This window comes from Leptobacterium flavescens (genome assembly GCF_010671605.1).
Lineage (GTDB): Bacteria > Bacteroidota > Bacteroidia > Flavobacteriales > Flavobacteriaceae > Leptobacterium > Leptobacterium flavescens.
In genome coordinates this window covers 1338487-1356397 of the sequence record NZ_JAABOO010000001.1, presented here as the reverse complement: position 1 = coordinate 1356397, position 17911 = coordinate 1338487, and the positions used below count along the sequence as shown (strand labels likewise).

The following is a 17911-nucleotide window of genomic DNA, read 5'->3' as shown; positions in this document are numbered from 1 at the left end:
AACTTTAGAAAATACAGGATCTAACTGTGTTGTTTTACCTTTTTCAGATTGCTGAGCATTTCTCTGGTGATATCCTCCAGGTCAAATTCCGATTTCCAGCCCCAGTCACTTTGAGCCGCCGAATCATCTATACTCTGTGGCCAGCTGTCTGCGATCTTCTGACGAAAATCAGGCTTGTAGCTGATACTGAAATCAGGGTAGTGCTTTTTGATAGAGTCTGAGATCTCCACCGGGTTAAAACTGATGGCCGCCAGGTTATAGGAAGAACGAACCTTGATCTTTTCCTTATCGGCCAGCATAATATTCATGGTAGCTTTAATGGCATCATCCATAAACATCATCGGGAGGGTACTTTCCTCATTTAAAAAACACTCGTAATTCACCTCTTCTACCGCTTTGTGATAAATATCGATGGCGTAATCTGTAGTTCCGCCTCCCGGATTGGTCTTCCAACTGATAAGTCCCGGATAACGGATACTTCTGACGTCTACCCCGTAATTCTTAAAGTAGTATTCACACCAGCGTTCTCCGGCCAGCTTACTGATACCATACACTGTAGAAGGCTCTGTGATCGTATGTTGAGGAGTGTTCTGTCTGGGAGTGGTCGGACCGAAAACAGCTATAGAGCTTGGCCAGAATACTTTTTTCAGCTGCCCGTCCTTTGCCAGGTCGAGAACGTGAAATAAAGAACTCATATTCAATTGCCATGCCCTGTCCGGATACTTTTCAGCAGTGGCTGATAGCATTGCCGCCATAAGGTACACATCGGTGATCCCGTATTTGGAGATCAACCCTTCAACTGCAGCCTTATCGGTGGCATCTACGATCTCAAACGGACCCGAATTCATCAGCTCTTCACTGCCTTCCCTGATATCGGAGGCGATTACATTTGAAGTTCCGTGAAGTTTTCTAAGTGCTATAGTGAGTTCGGAGCCTATTTGTCCGCAGGCGCCAATGATCAAAATTTTCGTGTCCATCTAAAGAAATTATCAGCACCAAATATAGGTATTTCGCCCTGCATTTTTAAACAGTTTTTTTAATTGATTAAATAATTCACAAAATAACAGGCGGTTATGAATTTATTTTTGAGGATTGTGCAATAAACAAAGCCTAAAAAACAATAAAACATATATTTTGTTGATTGCCGATCTTGCCGAAAGAAGTACTATCTTAGCAGTGTGTAAACAAGGGTAAAACCTGTATGTGAGGAAAAGTAAAGTTTAACAAATGAAGAAGATATCAAAGTTAAGGGGAAAGCTGTGGAAGATGAATAAGATGTATTCCTGTTTGATGGTTTTGTTGCTGATGGTAGCCTGTACCAAAGAGGTGAAAAATGACACCCCCGAAGAAGTGACGGAAGAGGTACAGGAATTTAACGGACAGCTACCGACGCTTGCAAAAGTACCTTCAAAATTAAAGACCGAACTGGATAAATGGGCGGCCTTTAAAGCCTTTGAAACTGAAATAAGTCGCTTACCTCAAACGGAAGCAGATCAACTTACCTTTTTACTGGATGAACTCATAAACAAGGAAAAGGAACTGGCAGATTCGGATTTCCCTCCTAAGTTTGACCTTCCTGCGGTAAAAAGCCGATTGATGGTAGTAAAGACATTTGTATTGCAAACGAAAGCTGTTGTTGAAGAAAAAGGCGATATCAATATGCAATACGCCAAAATGATAACGGCTTATAACTCCCTGGTAAAACAATTGTCTGAAGCGATGGAAGAGAATATCGTGGAGGAATTTCTGGAAGAAGGTCAGTAGCAGAAGGTTAAATTTTTGCTGTCACTGTAAGGTTTCCGGAAAAAATCGATTGTTATTTTAATGTTAATTTGTTAAATGTTGTAACATTAGAAGTCTTGTTTATACTAATTTACAAAACATTAAATTTTTAAATAACCCTACTGGAATGAAAACACTTAATAGATCGGCCCTGGCTTTAGGGCTGATAACGGCTATTTCATTTACTTCCTGTAAACAGGATGCGAAAGAAGAGACCGCAGAAAAAACACCGGGGATCGTGTTGGAGAATATGGACACTGAGGTAAGCCCAAAAGATGATTTTTACAATTTTGTTAATGGAAATTGGATGCAAACTACCGAGATCCCGGCAGATAGAACTACCTGGGGTGGTTTCGGAGTTTTGCGTAAGAAAACAGATCAGGATGTTCTGAATATCCTGGCCCTGGCCAAAGAGAGTGGAAGATATGCTTCAGATACCGATCAGGCCAAAGCCCTTATGATATTCGATTCTGAAATGGATACCACGGCCAGAAATGAAGCAGGGATCAAACCTCTGCAACCGGCCTTAAACGCAATTGCAGGAATTAAGAATATCAATGACCTGCAAACTGTTTTAGCAACGGAATCGGCTGTTGCAACACCTTTCGTTGGATTTACGGTATTCCCTAACCTAACGAATAGTACAATAAATTCAGGTTATGTAACTCCCGGTGGTTTAGGATTGCCGGATCGTGATTACTACCTGGATCAGGATGAGAAATCCAAGGAAATACGCGGACAATATGTAGATCATATTACACGTATGCTTCAGTTCTTAGGAGACGATGAGGCAAGTGCACGTAAGCAGGCAGAAGCTATTCTTGCATTCGAAACCAGAGTAGCAGAACCACGCCTTGATAAAGTTCAGAGTCGTGATGTGAGGAATTTTAACAACCCGCGTTCTATCGATCAGCTGTCAGACATGGTTCCTTCTGTGAACTGGAAAAAGATGATCAGTGATATCGGACTTAAAAAAGAAGTTGATACGGTTATTGTAATGCAACCTAAGTACATGGATGAGTTACAAAGAGTATTTACAGATACCGATATCGAAACTCTAAAAACTGTAATGCGTTGGTCAACACTTAACGCTGCTGCAGGAGCACTTTCTACAGATATCGAAAGAGCAAACTGGGAATTCTACAGTCAGACGCTAAGAGGTCAGAAAGAGCAACGTCCAGCTAAGGAAAGAGCACTGGCTACCGTAAACGGTTCTGTTGGAGAAGCACTTGGAAAACTGTATGTTGATGAAATGTTCCCTCCTGAAGCTAAGGAAAAAGCAGAAAAAATGATCGCTAACGTGATCGCTGCCTATAAAGATCGTATCAAGTCATTGGATTGGATGAGCGATGAAACCAAAGAAAAGGCTATTCAAAAACTGGATAAGTTTACCGTTAAAATAGGATATCCTGATAAGTGGGAAGACTATTCCGCACTGGAAGTAAAAGAAGGAAATTCCTATTTTGAGAATATGACCGCAGTTAACAAGTGGAATCTGGATAAAAACCTTGCAGATTTCGGAGAGCCTGTAGATAAAACAAGATGGGGAATGTCTCCGCAAACAGTAAACGCTTATTTTAACCCGTTGTTTAATGAGATCGTTTTCCCTGCAGCTATCCTTCAGCCTCCATTCTATAACTATCAGGCGGATGAAGCTGTGAATTACGGAGGAATTGGAGCGGTGATCGGACATGAGATCTCTCACGCTTTTGATGATAGCGGAGCGCGTTTCGACGCTGACGGAAACCTTAGCAACTGGTGGACAGACGAAGATCTTAAAGCCTTTACCGAAAGAGGAAACTCTTTGGCAGAACAATACAGCCAGGTAGAAGTTTTAGATAGTGTATATATAAATGGTAAATTTACACTAGGAGAAAATATTGGTGATCTTGGAGGAGTTTTAGGAGCTTATGACGGACTTCAGCGTTTCTTTGAAGAGAACGGAAGACCTGATGATATAGATGGCTTCACTCCTGAGCAACGTTTCTTTATTTCCTGGGCTACCGTATGGCGTACGCTTTCCAGAGAAGATGCATTGCGCACACAGATCAAAACAGACCCGCATTCTCCGGGAAGATACAGAGCAACGCAACCTTTATTGAATATTGATGCCTTCTACGAAGCGTTCGATATTAAAGAAGGAGACGCTATGTATCTGGCACCAGAGAAAAGAGTCAGAATCTGGTAATAAAAATTAGCAGGTGAGTAACAATTGGAAAGCCCTGGTGTTTATCGTCAGGGCTTTTATCTTTATAATTTTTCCACATACTCCGAAACAAAGTGAAGGAGTAACAGTTGCTAACCGCTAATAACTAACAACCAACAACTAACAACTACTGCTTATTAGCATCTTCTTTTCTCTTCAGTAAAGCCTGCTTGCTGATGTTTGCCAGATTAAAATTTGGTGCCAGTGCCAGTGCTTCATCAATAACAGCTACCGCAGCGTCGATATTTTTCTGATCCTTATTGAATTCATGAATAGCCTTCAGATAGGTAAACGCCGCTTTTAGTGGAACCTCATAAGGAGTTCCGGTTTCGTAATAAGCGTATTTCATTTCATCCTTGGCATTGGTAAGTCCGTAAGTGATCTTTATCGCAGCTCCCGGCATATCTCCTGTCTGTATTTTCAGGTCGGCAATCTCATAAGCCAGATACGGATTGGGTTTACGTGAAAATAAAACCTCGTATTGCTCTAATGCACGCTGAGGTTGATTTACAGCTTTTAATGAAACAGCCTTTACCTCTACGGCAAGGTCGGAATCCGATGGGTTTTTTTCTATACCAAGGGTATTCAGAGCCTGAATATGCTTCCCACTGTTAACATATAAATAAGCCAGGGTATCTTTCCTGGCCTGAGAAGGTGTTAAAATATTAAGATGTGTCATGGCATTGATTACTCCCTGTACATCTCCCTGTGTCTTCATTTGCTTATAGTAAGCCTGGTAATGAGCAATTAGATCATTTTTGCTCTGTGCCTGTGCTGTCATCACACTTCCTAGAAATAGGAAAAAAACTAATTTTTTCATCTGTTGAATTATTTTAATGTCTGCCCCGGCGTTTTCTGCCGGTAAAATTCATCGCCTGAAGTCCTCACTGTCACATGATTACTCTCACGATTCGTTACGCTTGGTTTGTTTTTAATTGTTCCAAAACTATTAAAATTATTGAATAAAACTCTTAATGGGATGCTAAAGCTTTATAATGCTGTAGTAAAACGATAATTCAATTCTCGTATAAGTTTGTCCGAACTGATAGTTTTTCCTGTAGATGGAGTTGCTTCGTCAAAATTGGGAGGCGTTAATTTAAATTCCGCTGCTTTCCGGCTGTAATATTCTTTTTTGGAAGGATGGTCGGGATAAACAGCATTAAAAACAGTTCCCCACTTTTCTGTGGCCAGGATCTTTTCTATAATGGCCATGCAATCGTCTCTGTGAATCAGGTTAAGAGGAGCATTAGGATTCTTAATATTTTTTTTGCCGGAGAGAAAATATATTGGGTGTCGTTCTCCTCCGATCAACCCACCAAAACGGATGATTGTGGTCTCAAATTCCGGGCAGGCCTGAAGTTTTTGCTCTGCTTCCAGAAGTTGCTTCCCACTTTCGGTCTGAGGCCTCGGTTGAGTAGCTTCGGAAACGATGGAATTATCATCGGTATATACCGATGTACTACTAATAAATAAGACTTTTTTGACGTTGTGATTTTTTATATTCTCTATCAATAAAAGAATTTTAAGAACGAAATTTTCAGAATTTATTCCTCTCAATTTAGGAGGAATATTAACTATAAATACATCAGTTCCCGATAAAAATCCGTCAATATCCCCTTTAATCGCTTTAGAGGAAAGTTCAATAAGATAGGGCTGGATCCTTGCCTCGGATAGCACTTCTTTTTTTTCTGCTGATGTGGTAGAACCTTTTACAATATATCCTTTTTCAATAAGGGAAACAGCCAGGGGAAACCCCAGCCAGCCGCATCCCATGATCGCAATGTTTTTACTCAACTTTAAAGGATTTTTTTACTATAATGGCATCGTTCAGAACAAAAGGCATCGGAATAGTGTTTTCCGGACGTTTTGGGATCGAAAAGAGAGGGTTTTTAAGCAAATCGTTTGAAGATTCGTATATATCCAGTTCTAACGGACTCCCTTTCTTAATGACCATATCTATTTCCGTATAACTGTTATTGCTGATATAGTGTGCAACCAGTTTTCCTCTGCGCCTCGGATTTTGTAAAAAGGCTTCCGGAAGGGAAACTCCATTCACTGAACAACTCTCCAGCTGTGCTTCCTGATTTGTAAAGACTTCAAGCCTGTTTACCGGGCGTTGATGCCTGATACAAACCTGTAGAAAACGCTTATCGCCTATCAGGGTATCTTTGCTTAATTGTATTTCCGGACCTGGAATATTTTTGACCGATGTCTCCGAAACATATGAAAAACCGGTACCGTATTTACTGCTGAAGGTCTCTGTAACCAATTCTTTCGGATCCTTCTTCTCTTCTCCGATATACTGCTCTACCCAATTATCCAGATAGGTGTCGTAAGTTGCCCACATGGCCTTATTCTCATCGGCATTCAATACATAAAGCAAACTGTTTGGTTTGGCATTTTCGCTGTTAAACCCTGATTTAAGATGGGCGCCGATAAAAAATGCTATGGCAAACAGAAGTGCTATCCAGGCAATTCTCTTCTTTCTTTTGTAAAAACCGAAGACAGGAAGACTAAGGCCAAAAATCAAAACGGTAAAAACAGTTGCTGCCACCATCATTTTTAATCCCAGGCCTACGGGAAACATTTGTATAAACGGACTCAATATCCATAAACCGGGTAATATCATCAGCACTAACAGCAGTATGGATGGTTTCTCCTGCTTTAAGAGAACATAAAAAGCAATGAGTGTAGCCAGTCCGGGAATAATAAAAAAGCTGGCTCCCTGCAGATAAAAAGCTACCAGGGCACAAATGATCAACCAAATAGTTAAAGGGGCTACCATTAGATCTGCCGTTTTCATTTTTTTAAACCTGCTGTATATCCAGAAAGTGATGGCTATACTCAGAGTTGCAAAGGTGGCGATATAGAGGTGTCCGTTATAGGTAAAACCGTGAAGCATATCCCTGTACTGCGGATAAAGACTGGTTAGTAACGACCAGCTGAAATAGCCTATCAGTCCGCAAATAATTAGAGAGGTGAGAAAAGGAACAAAACCTCTAAAAACCTCCGAAAGCATTAAACGCTGATTTCTCAGCCCGTAACCGATCAGGAAAAGGAAGAGCACCACTGCAATAATTAACATCGGGAGGATCCATGAAAACGGATAAAAAACAAGCTTAAAGACCGGAACATTAAAATAAACATAGTCTTCATCGCTCTTAAGGCTGGAAAGATCAGCATTACTGAAATAAGAGAGCAATGGCATCATATAACTTCCCTGATGTTCCAGGGTGTTCCTGTCCAGTCGCTCGTAATTGTCCTTAACGGTATGATAATCGAAATGATCATCTATAAATGCAAAATTAAAGCCTTCAATATCTCCATCTTCCCTGAAAACGGTAAGATCCGTATCATTCGGAAGCATTTTATAGATACTGTAAGCCAGGGAATTGGCTACGGGATACTGAGGTCCGGCATCACTAAATGCCTTGATAAGTTCTTTATTACCCCCATTGGTCTCAATCAGCATATAACTGGGGCCACCGCTTCCGCGGGCTTCAAAATTAAGTACAAGGCCAACATTTTTGGCCCATGGATGCTCATTAACAAACAGCTGAGCTCCGTTAAGCCCTAATTCTTCAGCATCCGAGATCAGGATTATAATATCGTTCTTAGGTTGTTCTCCTTTAGATAAAAATGCTCTCACTGCCTCCAGGATGGTGGCTACCCCACTTCCTGCATCGCTGGCACCTAAAGATGAATGGGGATTACTGTCATAATGAGACAATAGCATCAGGGCTTTACCATTTCCGCTTCCTTCAATTTTAGAGAGGATATTTATGGGTTTGCTCAAATTACCCCAATCTCCGGAAGTATAACCTTCCTGCGTACTGGTTTCCAGTCCCAGGGCCTGTAACTGCCCGATTATGTAGTTCCTGACCTCTTCATGGGCAGGAGCGCCTACAAAATGTTCTTTTTCCGACATTACTTTTACATGCTCCAGGGCCCGTTCGGTAGAAAACTGGCTTTTTTCTGCATCGGATCTGCTGTAATCCCGTGGCATTAAAGCATAGTAACTCCAATAAATAATAGCTGAAACAAGAAGGAGGGAGAGGGGGGTAGAGAGTTTTTTCATTTGAGAGTATTTACCTCATAAAAATAGGAAATTCAGCTATTTTAACAGAGATGGAATAGACTTTTTTTATTCTAATTAATTTAAAATGACTAACTTTATATACTAACCAAAACTTTAATATCATGGCTATAAAGAGTTTTCAAGGTGCGAGGGAGAAAGTAAAAAAAGAGTACAATGCTCCTTTATTGGTAGAAGATCATATGATGAAAAGTTTGGTGACTTTTAGTCCCGAACAGTCCATACTGGAAGTAATGGAACTCTTTATAAAACATCGCATTTCAGGAGGTCCTGTTGTAAATGACAAGGAGGAACTTGTTGGTATTATCTCCGAAGCCGATTGTATGAAGCAGATATCGGAAAGCCGGTATTTTAATATGCCTATTCTCGATAAAAGTGTAGAGCGCTTCATGACAAAGGAGGTAGAGACCATTCCTCATGACACAAGTATCTTTGATGCTGCGTCTGTCTTTTATAAGAGTAACAGGAGAAGGTTACCTGTTCTTCAAAAAGGTAAACTGGTCGGACAGATCAGTAGAAAAGATGTAGTAGTTGCCGCCCTGAAGTTAAGCAGTCAGAATTGGTAAATTCTGTTTTCCCTCGGTAATTTATTCTGATACTGCAGACCATTGTCTGCGGGAGGTATTTTTTGTGCCATAACTAAAGATCTCTTTTTACAATGATATAGAGATCGTTTTCCAGTGCCAGATATCCCAGATCATAAAGAAAATAATAGGTTGCCCCGGCTTTGGTGGTGTACAGATTGGTGAAATAATTAAAATCGAAACCTTTCTCCAGTAGCTTAGCTCTCGAAGTCTTTGTTTTTCCATCCGGATTAAGAGCCTCCAGGATACGATAATTCTTCCGGAGACGATTGTTAATATTCCGTATAAGATTCTTACTGTCTTTATTGATCTTGTTGTTATAGGTATTTCTGCAATAGTCCGAGCAAAACTTCTTATCGATTCGCCCTACTATTTTCCCTCCGCATTCCAAACATCTTCTTTCTTCCATATTAAATATAAATCTCTCCTTTTAAGTATGTAACGCATTTGCCTCCTATCAATACCCTGTCCTTATTCAGGATGCAGTGAAGTTCGCCTCCGCGTTCTGATAATTGTTTTGCATTCAGATCTGTTTTATTAAGACGCTCCGACCAGAAAGGGATCAGGGAACAATGTGCCGATCCGGTTACCGGGTCTTCAAATATACTGGCCTGGGAAGTGAAAAATCTCGAAACAAAATCGACTTCCTCTCCGGGGGCCGTCACAATAATACCTCCGGGATCCAGGTTGATCTGATCCAGGATCTCCTTTTTTGGCTTCAGGTTCAGGATCTCTTCTTCATTCTCATAAAGCAAGACGTAATCCCTGGATTTGTGTACTTCCTTAGGTGCTTTCCCCATAGCTGATCCAATGACCTCAGGCAGTTCTGCAGGGACCGGCATGCGACTTGGGAAATCCAGATAGATGAACTCGTCATTTTTAATGGCCTTTAAAGTGCCGCTTGCAGAATTAAAAACAATCTCCTCCTGCGAATAGTACAGGTGGTTAAAGATGACGTGGGCGCTGGCCAGCGTGGCATGCCCGCACAGATCCATTTCAATATCAGGAGTAAACCAGCGGATAGTGAAATCCTTTCCCTCCTGAATGATAAATGCCGTTTCCGAAAGGTTGTTTTCCCGGGCAATATTCAATAGTTCTTCATCTTCCAGCCACCTTCTTAAGGGGCAAACTGCCGCGTAATTGCCCTGAAATACCTTGGTGGTAAAGGCGTCTACCTGATAAATGGGAATGATCATAGCTTTTTATTTAATGATTTAGTCTTTTAAAATAAGAGCAGGAAGCCCGAGCTGCCTGTACAGGTCGTTATATGCATTCATTTCTGTTGAAATAATGGCGTTTTTCTCATCGGAGAATCTTTTCCACTGTCCTTTAAGGTCTGCCAGACGTTCCCTTGCCCCTTTCGTAAGGGCCGGGTCTGCTGCATCGACATAGCTTTTCAGGTTTAAAAGCTCTGCATTCAGCTTGTTGTTAAAGTTGATAACATCCTGAAAGGTCTTTTGCTTAGGCTGGATAAGCTCTTCTTCCCATTTCCCGATTCGCTCACTGATGGCCTTACCCTTTTCAAGTAATTCCTCAGCCTCTTTTTTGCCTTTTAGTAAGGATGCATATGATTTCAACTGATTTTTTGCGGAGCGCATGCTGTTAACAGATTCATGAATATCCTTTACCGTGTTTTCTATCTCCCTGAGAAAATCCTGTTGCTGGCTGAATTGCGAACCGGTTGATTTGACTTTCGGATTAGGAAGAATGACAACCTGAGTTTCCACGGAATCCTTCTCCATAACCAGTCGCAATTTATAGGTTCCCGGGGCTACTCTGGAACCTCTGTAGTCTCCAAAGACAAATACCTTGTCTACAGCCGGAAGAGTTTCCCGTCTGAAATCCCATGTAAAGCGGTTAACTCCTTTTTTGGAAGACAACACAGCTGGTTTTTGAGGCCCTCCGGGCCAGGATTTAAAGTTTTTTTGCGGTTGATTACTATAAGTCCGGATCAGGTTATTCTGCTGATCGAATATCTTTAATTTAAAGGAAACCGAGTCTATGTCCTTGTTGAGGTAATAATCGAAAGTAACGCCTTCCTTCGGGTTTTGTCCCTGCCCTCCGTTAGTATTAGCGGATGAGCCGCCAAAGAGGCGATAGGTGTTTTTCGGGCTGAATATTTTAAGCTTGCCCTCTCCGAATTTTCCTGAAGATTGTTGTATGGCTCCGAGATCATCCAGGATCCAGAAAGATCTTCCCGCTGTTGCGGCCACAAGATCATTATCCTGAATAACAAGATCATTTATAGGAACGACGGGCAGGTTAAGCTGGAATTTTTGCCAGCTGGCACCATCATTTGCCGAGATATAAAGACCCGTTTCGGTTCCTGCATAAAGCAAACCTTTAGTTTTCGGATCTTCTCTCACCACCCGCACAAAAGTATGAGGGTCATCAATGCCGTCTGTGATCTTCGTCCAGGTGTTCCCATAATCCGAAGTTTTGTAAATATAGGGTTTCAGATCGTTGAATTTATAACGCATCACTGCTATATAAGCAGTTCCCGGATCATGGGGAGATACTTCAATAGAATTGATAATACCTTCCTGCATTCTCGGCGGGGTTACATTTTTCCAATTGGCACCGCCATCCCTTGTTAAATGAAGCAGGCCGTCATCCGATCCTGCCCAGAGCACCCCTTTTTCATGAGGAGATTCTACAAGGTACATAAGCGTATTGTAGTTTTCACCCCCTGCAGCCTCATTAGTGTAGGGTCCGCCTCCCGGAATTTGCTGGTCTTTGTTGTTCCTTGTGAGGTCCGGACTTACTTTTTCCCAGTTTAAACCCCCGTCGGTAGTTTTAAACACTACATTCCCGGCGTGATAAATAGTATTCCTGTCGTGAGGAGAACTGATAATAGGTGCATTCCAGTTATAACGATATTTAAAATCGGAAGGAGCATTTCCCAAAGCCAGTTCGGGATATTCCTTGATAGATTTTCCTTCTCCCGACGATTTGATCCACTGTTCAATGATCCCCTGATAACATCCGCCATAAACAACTTCCGGATTATCAGGATCAAAGGCCAGGTAGGCGCTTTCACATCCTGCCACCGAATACCAGTCTTTCCAGTCTATCCCCTGATCATTGGTACGACTGGCAATGGCTATGGCCGAATTATCCTGTTGCCCTCCGTAAACATAGTAGGGAACACGATTATCTGTGATTACCCTGTAAAACTGAGCTGTAGGCTGGAACTGTTGAGATGACCAGCTTTCTCCTGCGTTAAATGAAACGTTAGCACCTCCGTCATTGGAGTTGATCATGATCTTATTATTCGTAGGATTGATCCAGAGATGATGATTATCTCCGTGTGGAGTAGGGAGGGGAGAAAAACTCTTTCCTCCGTCAATAGATTTCATCACCGGTGCATTGAGTACATACACTATATTTTCATCCTGAGGATCGGCAAATATCTCCATATAATACCAGGATCTGGCTATATTAACCCGGTCTTTATTGATCTGGGACCATTTTTTTCCGCCATCATCAGACCTGTATACTCCGCCTTTTGTTCCTTCGGCCTCAATGACCGCCCAAAGTCTGTCGGGATTTGCTCTTGAAACACTTATCCCCGATTTTCCAAAGGCCTCGGGAAGACCATCTTCCATTTTATCCCAGCTTTCACCACCATCTGTCGATTTATACAATCCGGATTCTTCTCCTCCCGATTCTATGGTCCACGGATAACGCCTATGCTGCCATATAGAGGCATAAAGGATCCTCGGGTTTTTCATATCCATCGACAGGGATGAAGCTCCGGTATTTTCCGAAACAAAGAGTACTCGTTTCCAGCTTTCACCACCATCTGTCGATTTATATATTCCTCTCTCTTCCGATGCGCCGTATTGAGCCCCCTGAGCTGCCACAAAAACAACATCCGGATCCTGCGGATGGATGATCACATCGGAAATATGCATCGTCTGATCAAGTCCCACGTGCTTCCAGGTCTTTCCGGCATCTGTAGATTTGTATACTCCGTCACCGCTGGAGGTCATCACCCCGCGAATAGCGTGTTCTCCCATTCCGACAAAGATTACATTCGGATCGGATTCGGCAACGGCAATAGCTCCAACGCTCCCGGTCTTAAAGAAACCGTCTGAAATATTTTTCCAGCTGATACCGCCATCGGAGGTTTTCCATACCCCGCCTCCGGTACTTCCCATATAATAGGTCATAGGATCGGATACTACTCCGCTGGAAGCAACACTTCTTCCGCCTCTGAAGGGACCGATATTCCTCCATTTTAAGGCTTTGAACTGAGTTTCATCTATGTTTTCGGTGTTGACTTTGGATTTTTTTGCACGTCTCTGCGGATAAATTGATAACGGAAATATTAATAAAAGGACAAGAATGATTCTGGTTGGTTTCATTGTTGATGATTTTTTGTGAAGATACTAAAAATATTCATGTACAAACGACTACAAATGTTTACATACGAAAGTAATTACTTACAATTATCAAAAAAAATTCAGAATAAAATATATTTGCCTTGTTAGATCGGTGTGGAGGACATGGAAAGAGATGGTTTAACAATAAAATTATTAGTATGAGTACATTAAGAAACAAAGTACAATTGATCGGGAATCTGGGGAACGACCCGGAAGTGATCAGTCTGGAGAGCGGAAAGAAGCTGGCAAAGTTTTCATTGGCTACAAACGATTCCTACAAAAATGCAAACGGAGATGTTATTAAAGATACACAATGGCATCAGATCGTTGCCTGGGGAAAAACGGCAGAGATCGTTGAGAAGTACCTGAACAAAGGTAGTGAAGTAGCTATACTGGGGAAACTGCAGAATAAGAGTTACGAGAACAAAGAGGGCATAAAGCGATATGTTACCGAAATTAACTGTAACGAAATTCTGATGCTCGGCTGATTTCTGAAAAAAGAATAACCGCCTTAACAAAGGCGGTTATTCTTAATTTTATTCTGAAAAGCGATATCGAAACAATATCTTTAGATCAACTCAATTCAATTGATTCTATTTCTACAACTCTTTTGAAAGTTGCCTTAAACCCTGTCTTTCTACTTTTTATTCAATATTCTTCCCGATTGGTGGTATCCGTAACAGATACTCATCAGAAAAGGGAAAGGGGATGAAAAAAATACCGGAACACACCACTCCTGGAAGAAAAACCGATTTACAAAACCCCCTGAGATCAAAGCAGACAATCGTACAGAAGTGTTAAATAAAAGAAAAAAGTCCAATTTTTTTTTCATTCGATCTTCTAAATTGGCTCCTGGCTTAAGACAAATTCCTTTAAAATAATTTACGATTCCGGGAAACAGATAGTTGTTTTTAAGGCCTTTTACGACTTCTCGGAACTACCTTTTTTACTGCCTTGATCAGGCCGAATACAAAAAGGGATAAACTGCCTTTTATGTGTTTAGAAAATTATTTACAGGGATAATGGAATTATAAGCCTTCGGAAATAATACTAAAAACAACTTTTAACCCTAAACCAAAAATATAACGATGTGTAAAAAATTAAACACCGTCAAAACTTCGAAGTGGTTTTGATCTTTTAACCATAAAAGATGACAGGTCTGACAGGCCTATTTTTTAATCATTAACACTTTAATGTTTTGCAGATGGATACCAACCAAAATAATCAGGGTTTATATACTGCAGGGAATATTAAAAGGATTAATGGGGACGGCAAACCGATAGTAGTTACAGACCCAAATTGCTTTACACTTCTTTTTGTAAAGCACCACGGGCAGCTTTATCTTAATTTTCAACGGATGAATATTTCGGGTTACAGAGTTATTGCTCTTTGCCCGGATGAGGTATTGATGATCGAGAACTATGAAATGCTTATGGGTTTTGCTTTTCGGGGAACCGGAGCCCTTATAAAATCTAATACCTTCCTGAAAGTATTCGGAAAGCCTGAAAAGTTTTTTGAAATTAAGACGAAGAATAAAGAACAGAGAAGATTTACGGATAATTTTGTCTTTCCTGAAAGACTTACAGACAAAAAATCATCTAATGAAGAAAAGGTTTTTTACCTTTTTGAGCTGTTATGCCTGGAAGAAGCTACCGAAGATGAACTCAGGGCTTATCTGTTCGTAACCCAAGTTCATTTTCATTATAAAATGCAGCACCGGATCGGTTTTTATGCAAAGTTACTCGGAGTTACCTCAAAAAAAGCCACCGAATTATTTATGGCAATTAATATTCCTAATCCTCATCATTTTATTAAAACCAGAATTCTCGCGGAAGCTAAGAAAGAATTAGCATTTACCGATAATCATATAAGTTCTATCTGTTATGAGATAGGGTTTAACGATCCGGCTTATTTTGCCAGATTTTTTAGAAAAAATACAGGAATGAGCCCCGGAGAATTCCGAAAACAATGGCAAAAAAAGATACTGAAATATATTATTTACAGGAATAACTCTACCTGAACCTGAATATATAAGGAACTTGAGAAATATTGTTGATCAGATGACATATCAATATTGAATATTCAGCGCAACCTCGTTTTGTAGCTGAGTTAGTAGTTGTTAAGTTGAGAAATAACCGCCTTTTTTAGGCGGTTGTTTTTTCGTTGTTGGATATCTCAAACCAAGGGTATATATGGCGGAGTAGGGTTGTCAAGGAAAATTTGACAAGGAATAGGGAGGATTTGCCCTCTTCAGAACGGATGGCTACATTTATCTTTGTATCAAATAATTATAAACTACAGACATCCATTTACAATGAATGATATAAAATTTTACGGTGCAGACTGGTGCCCGGATTGCAGAAGAGCAAAGAGTTATTTAAAGGAAAACGGGATCGATTTCGAATTTGTTGATGTCGACCTGGATGAAGAAGCTACAAAAAGAGTAGAATCCATCAACAACGGGAAGCGCATTATCCCGACCATCATCATAAATGAAAGATCTTATACAAACCCGGATAATAGTGTCTTGGCTTCTGTTCTGGGGATCAATAAGCAGGGGGTGATACAATTATACGGTGCCGATTGGTGCCCGGATTGCCGAAGGGCGAAAAGCTATTTAAAGGACAATGAGATCAATTTTCAGTTTATTGATGTAGACGAACACGATTGGGCTACCACTAAAGTTGAAAAAATAAACAACGGTAAACGTATTATTCCAACCATCCTCATAAATAATGTTGCATATACGAATCCTGATAATGCCTATTTGCGGGATATTTTAAAGCTGGATGCCGAAAAGCAGACAAAAACCTACGATACCATCATAATAGGTGGAGGAGCCGCAGGGTTAACCACTTCTATTTATGCACAACGCGACCGGTTTGATACATTGATCCTGGAGAAATCTACTATTGGAGGGAATGCCTTTTTAACAGAGAAAATAGAGAATTATCCAGGTTTTCAGAATATCTCCGGACCTGCTCTGATGGAAAAAATGGAGGAACAGGCAAAAGTTTATGGAGCAGAGATCAAAACCGGGGAAGAGGTGACGGATATTGTAAACCGGGACCGGATATTTCAGGTAAAAACCAAACTCGATACTTATAGTGCCAGGTCATTGGTTCTGGCAACAGGATCTACTTATCGCAGATTAAATATTCCGGGAGAAGAAGATCTGATCGGTTCCGGAGTACATTTTTGTGCTACTTGCGACGGAGCTTTCTATCGTGACAGAGAAGTGATAGTTATAGGTGGAGGAAACAGCGCTTTGGAAGAGGGTATTTTCCTTTCCGGTTTCTGCAAAAAAGTGAAGATCGTAAACCGAAGTCAGGAGTTTTCAGCTTCTAAAACCTATGTTGAAAAACTTCCTGCTATTGATAATATAGAAACTTTTATGGATAAGACCTCCGTGGAGTTTGTAGCAGATGAGAAGGGACTTTTTAAAGCTTTGAAAGTAAAAGATAATAATAGCGGAGAGGAAGAACTTATTTCTGCCGATGGGGTATTTATCTTTATCGGCCTTATTCCGAATACAACTTCTTTTCAGGAATTTATCGATCTGAATGAGAAAGGCTTTATCAAAACTACCGGCCTTGCTCAAACTTCAGTAGATGGGGTTTTTGCTGCCGGAGATTGCAGGGAAGGAGCTATTGCACAGGTGGCAGCTGCTACCGGTGAAGGTGTCCTTGCCAGTTACGGCCTTAGAAGTTATTTAAAGGAATAATTTAGAAAGTTACCCGTACTCCAATCTGACCCGGTGCGAAATTAAGGTCCCATCTTGCTACTTTTTTGGGACCTTAATATTTTAGCACATACTAACCCATTGATATTTATAGAATGATTGCAATCCTTTTCTAATTTGAAGGATCAATCCATTTTAATCATCTTTTATACTCTGACGGTCTTCGTTTATAAATAAACCTCTTTTCATTTATAAATGGTCGTTGCCTTTACTTGTTTTAAGATCTTTATGAATCTACATTTGGTTTAAATCGCAAACAGTTACGTAACTAAGGAGGAAACCGAAAATCCTTTAACGAGTAGGTTATATTAATTAAAAGATTTAAATCATGAAACGATTTTTCTTTCTTATGATCTTATTCGGTCTATTAACAAGTTTTACAGATGCAGGACCGAATACGAACGATATGAGTTCGACAGAGATTAAATCCCTTATTTCAAACAATATTGGAGATCAAATCACTCCGGACGAAGATTGTACACTTTCAATTAAAATTTACGTGCCAACCCAATCTGGAATAATAGGTGTTGGTTTAAGTATTACCGCAGATACTTGTGAAGAAGCAAGAGAAGGAATCGGAGACGCTATCAATGGTTTCATATCTGAAATATTTTAATGTAGAAAATACATTTAAAAATTAAACAAGTAATTGTGAGGATTTGTCAAACAAAATTTAATAACTATAAAAATATACAATTATGAAAAGAACAATTTTTATTTTGACAATATGTTTAACATTATTTACAAATACATATGCCAGTAATTCAAGTGTGGAAAAAGCTAAAGATCAAATATCTTCTTTAGATATCAAAACTACCGATGTTGAATTACTAAACACCGATGAATTCGATTGTACTTTGAGTGCAGAATTCAGCTACAATGGTGTGGCAATAAAATTAAGTATTACCGAAGATGACTGTGAAAAAGCTGGTGCGGGTATAGCACAAGCCGTTAAAGGCTTCTGGGCAGAAGTTAGCGGCGAAAATTAATCCATTTTATTTATAATCAAGTCTTTACAATTACTTGTTTTCTTTAGAAAAGTATTAAAAGTTCAATTTTTAACTCATAAAATCAACTTTAAAGCCCATAAGAGATACACCAAAATCACATATG

At 40.3% G+C, this 17911-nt stretch carries 15 protein-coding genes; 8 read left to right on the top strand and 7 right to left on the bottom strand.

Annotated elements, in window-relative coordinates:
• Window positions 1-20: 20 nt before the first annotated feature.
• Window positions 21-977, bottom strand: a complete 957-nt coding sequence (locus GWK08_RS05935) for an NAD-dependent epimerase/dehydratase family protein (protein ID WP_163605974.1) — start codon at window positions 975-977, stop codon at window positions 21-23.
• A 250-nt stretch (window positions 978-1227) separates the two neighbouring features.
• On the opposite strand from GWK08_RS05935, the gene GWK08_RS05930 reads away from it, so the two are divergent.
• Together GWK08_RS05930 and GWK08_RS05925 are read left to right on the top strand one after the other, a co-directional pair.
• Window positions 1228-1764, top strand: a complete 537-nt coding sequence (locus GWK08_RS05930; protein WP_163605973.1) for a hypothetical protein — start codon at window positions 1228-1230, stop codon at window positions 1762-1764.
• A gap of 145 nt (window positions 1765-1909) precedes the next feature.
• Window positions 1910-3970: a M13 family metallopeptidase gene (locus GWK08_RS05925; RefSeq protein WP_163605972.1), complete on the top strand. Its 2061-nt coding sequence runs from the start codon at window positions 1910-1912 to the stop codon at window positions 3968-3970.
• Between the two features lie 145 nt (window positions 3971-4115).
• Here the strand turns inward: GWK08_RS05925 and GWK08_RS05920 are convergent, their stop codons facing one another.
• The 3 genes from GWK08_RS05920 to GWK08_RS05910 all read right to left on the bottom strand — a co-directional run bounded on the left by GWK08_RS05920 (window position 4116) and on the right by GWK08_RS05910 (window position 8066).
• Window positions 4116-4808, bottom strand: a complete 693-nt coding sequence (locus GWK08_RS05920; RefSeq protein ID WP_163605971.1) for a tetratricopeptide repeat protein — start codon at window positions 4806-4808, stop codon at window positions 4116-4118.
• A gap of 170 nt (window positions 4809-4978) precedes the next feature.
• Window positions 4979-5782 carry an SDR family oxidoreductase gene (locus tag GWK08_RS05915; protein ID WP_239524860.1) on the bottom strand — a complete coding sequence of 268 codons (804 nt, stop codon included), beginning with the start codon at window positions 5780-5782 and terminating at the stop codon, window positions 4979-4981.
• The gene (locus GWK08_RS05910; protein WP_163605970.1) at window positions 5775-8066 is read right to left on the bottom strand and encodes a M20/M25/M40 family metallo-hydrolase; all 2292 of its coding nucleotides are present in this window, start codon (window positions 8064-8066) and stop codon (window positions 5775-5777) included. Before GWK08_RS05910 ends, GWK08_RS05915 begins: the two co-directional genes overlap by 8 nt.
• Before the next feature lie 122 nt (window positions 8067-8188).
• On the opposite strand from GWK08_RS05910, the gene GWK08_RS05905 reads away from it, so the two are divergent.
• Window positions 8189-8650: a CBS domain-containing protein gene (locus GWK08_RS05905; protein WP_163605969.1), complete on the top strand. Its 462-nt coding sequence runs from the start codon at window positions 8189-8191 to the stop codon at window positions 8648-8650.
• A 73-nt stretch (window positions 8651-8723) separates the two neighbouring features.
• Here GWK08_RS05905 and GWK08_RS05900 read toward each other — a convergent pair whose 3' ends face one another.
• Genes GWK08_RS05900 through GWK08_RS05890 form a run of 3 tightly spaced genes read right to left on the bottom strand, consistent with a single transcriptional unit; the run spans window position 8724 to window position 13038 of the window.
• Window positions 8724-9077 (bottom strand): hypothetical protein, encoded by a 354-nt coding sequence (locus GWK08_RS05900; protein ID WP_163605968.1) that lies wholly within the window; start codon window positions 9075-9077, stop codon window positions 8724-8726.
• A 1-nt stretch (window position 9078) separates the two neighbouring features.
• Window positions 9079-9864, bottom strand: a complete 786-nt coding sequence (locus tag GWK08_RS05895; RefSeq protein WP_163605967.1) for a PhzF family phenazine biosynthesis protein — start codon at window positions 9862-9864, stop codon at window positions 9079-9081.
• An 18-nt stretch (window positions 9865-9882) separates the two neighbouring features.
• Window positions 9883-13038: a VPS10 domain-containing protein gene (locus GWK08_RS05890; RefSeq protein WP_163605966.1), complete on the bottom strand. Its 3156-nt coding sequence runs from the start codon at window positions 13036-13038 to the stop codon at window positions 9883-9885.
• 176 nt (window positions 13039-13214) lie between these two features.
• Here GWK08_RS05890 and GWK08_RS05885 point away from each other — a divergent pair, with 176 nt between their 5' ends.
• The 5 genes from GWK08_RS05885 (at window position 13215) to GWK08_RS05865 (ending at window position 17787) form a co-directional block, all read left to right on the top strand.
• Window positions 13215-13544, top strand: a complete 330-nt coding sequence (locus tag GWK08_RS05885; RefSeq protein ID WP_163605965.1) for a single-stranded DNA-binding protein — start codon at window positions 13215-13217, stop codon at window positions 13542-13544.
• 716 nt (window positions 13545-14260) lie between these two features.
• Window positions 14261-15076, top strand: a complete 816-nt coding sequence (locus GWK08_RS05880) for a helix-turn-helix domain-containing protein (protein ID WP_163605964.1) — start codon at window positions 14261-14263, stop codon at window positions 15074-15076.
• Between the two features lie 294 nt (window positions 15077-15370).
• The gene (locus GWK08_RS05875; RefSeq protein ID WP_163605963.1) at window positions 15371-16780 is read left to right on the top strand and encodes an FAD-dependent oxidoreductase; all 1410 of its coding nucleotides are present in this window, start codon (window positions 15371-15373) and stop codon (window positions 16778-16780) included.
• 346 nt (window positions 16781-17126) lie between these two features.
• Window positions 17127-17414, top strand: a complete 288-nt coding sequence (locus GWK08_RS05870; RefSeq protein ID WP_163605962.1) for a hypothetical protein — start codon at window positions 17127-17129, stop codon at window positions 17412-17414.
• A gap of 82 nt (window positions 17415-17496) precedes the next feature.
• Entirely contained in the window at window positions 17497-17787 is a 291-nt protein-coding gene (locus tag GWK08_RS05865; RefSeq protein ID WP_163605961.1) for a hypothetical protein, read from the top strand.
• The last annotated feature ends 124 nt before the right edge of the window (window positions 17788-17911 follow it).

What these genes read in the sequence shown, in the direction of transcription:
- GWK08_RS05935 (WP_163605974.1), bottom strand. Translation starts at nt 977, where the DNA reads ATGGACACGAAAATTTTGATCATTGGCGCCTGCGGACAAATAGGCTCC.
- GWK08_RS05930 (WP_163605973.1), top strand. Translation starts at nt 1,228, where the DNA reads ATGAAGAAGATATCAAAGTTAAGGGGAAAGCTGTGGAAGATGAATAAG.
- GWK08_RS05925 (WP_163605972.1), top strand. Translation starts at nt 1,910, where the DNA reads ATGAAAACACTTAATAGATCGGCCCTGGCTTTAGGGCTGATAACGGCT.
- GWK08_RS05920 (WP_163605971.1), bottom strand. Translation starts at nt 4,808, where the DNA reads ATGAAAAAATTAGTTTTTTTCCTATTTCTAGGAAGTGTGATGACAGCA.
- GWK08_RS05910 (WP_163605970.1), bottom strand. Translation starts at nt 8,066, where the DNA reads ATGAAAAAACTCTCTACCCCCCTCTCCCTCCTTCTTGTTTCAGCTATT.
- GWK08_RS05905 (WP_163605969.1), top strand. Translation starts at nt 8,189, where the DNA reads ATGGCTATAAAGAGTTTTCAAGGTGCGAGGGAGAAAGTAAAAAAAGAG.
- GWK08_RS05900 (WP_163605968.1), bottom strand. Translation starts at nt 9,077, where the DNA reads ATGGAAGAAAGAAGATGTTTGGAATGCGGAGGGAAAATAGTAGGGCGA.
- GWK08_RS05895 (WP_163605967.1), bottom strand. Translation starts at nt 9,864, where the DNA reads ATGATCATTCCCATTTATCAGGTAGACGCCTTTACCACCAAGGTATTT.
- GWK08_RS05890 (WP_163605966.1), bottom strand. Translation starts at nt 13,038, where the DNA reads ATGAAACCAACCAGAATCATTCTTGTCCTTTTATTAATATTTCCGTTA.
- GWK08_RS05885 (WP_163605965.1), top strand. Translation starts at nt 13,215, where the DNA reads ATGAGTACATTAAGAAACAAAGTACAATTGATCGGGAATCTGGGGAAC.
- GWK08_RS05880 (WP_163605964.1), top strand. Translation starts at nt 14,261, where the DNA reads ATGGATACCAACCAAAATAATCAGGGTTTATATACTGCAGGGAATATT.
- GWK08_RS05875 (WP_163605963.1), top strand. Translation starts at nt 15,371, where the DNA reads ATGAATGATATAAAATTTTACGGTGCAGACTGGTGCCCGGATTGCAGA.
- GWK08_RS05870 (WP_163605962.1), top strand. Translation starts at nt 17,127, where the DNA reads ATGAAACGATTTTTCTTTCTTATGATCTTATTCGGTCTATTAACAAGT.
- GWK08_RS05865 (WP_163605961.1), top strand. Translation starts at nt 17,497, where the DNA reads ATGAAAAGAACAATTTTTATTTTGACAATATGTTTAACATTATTTACA.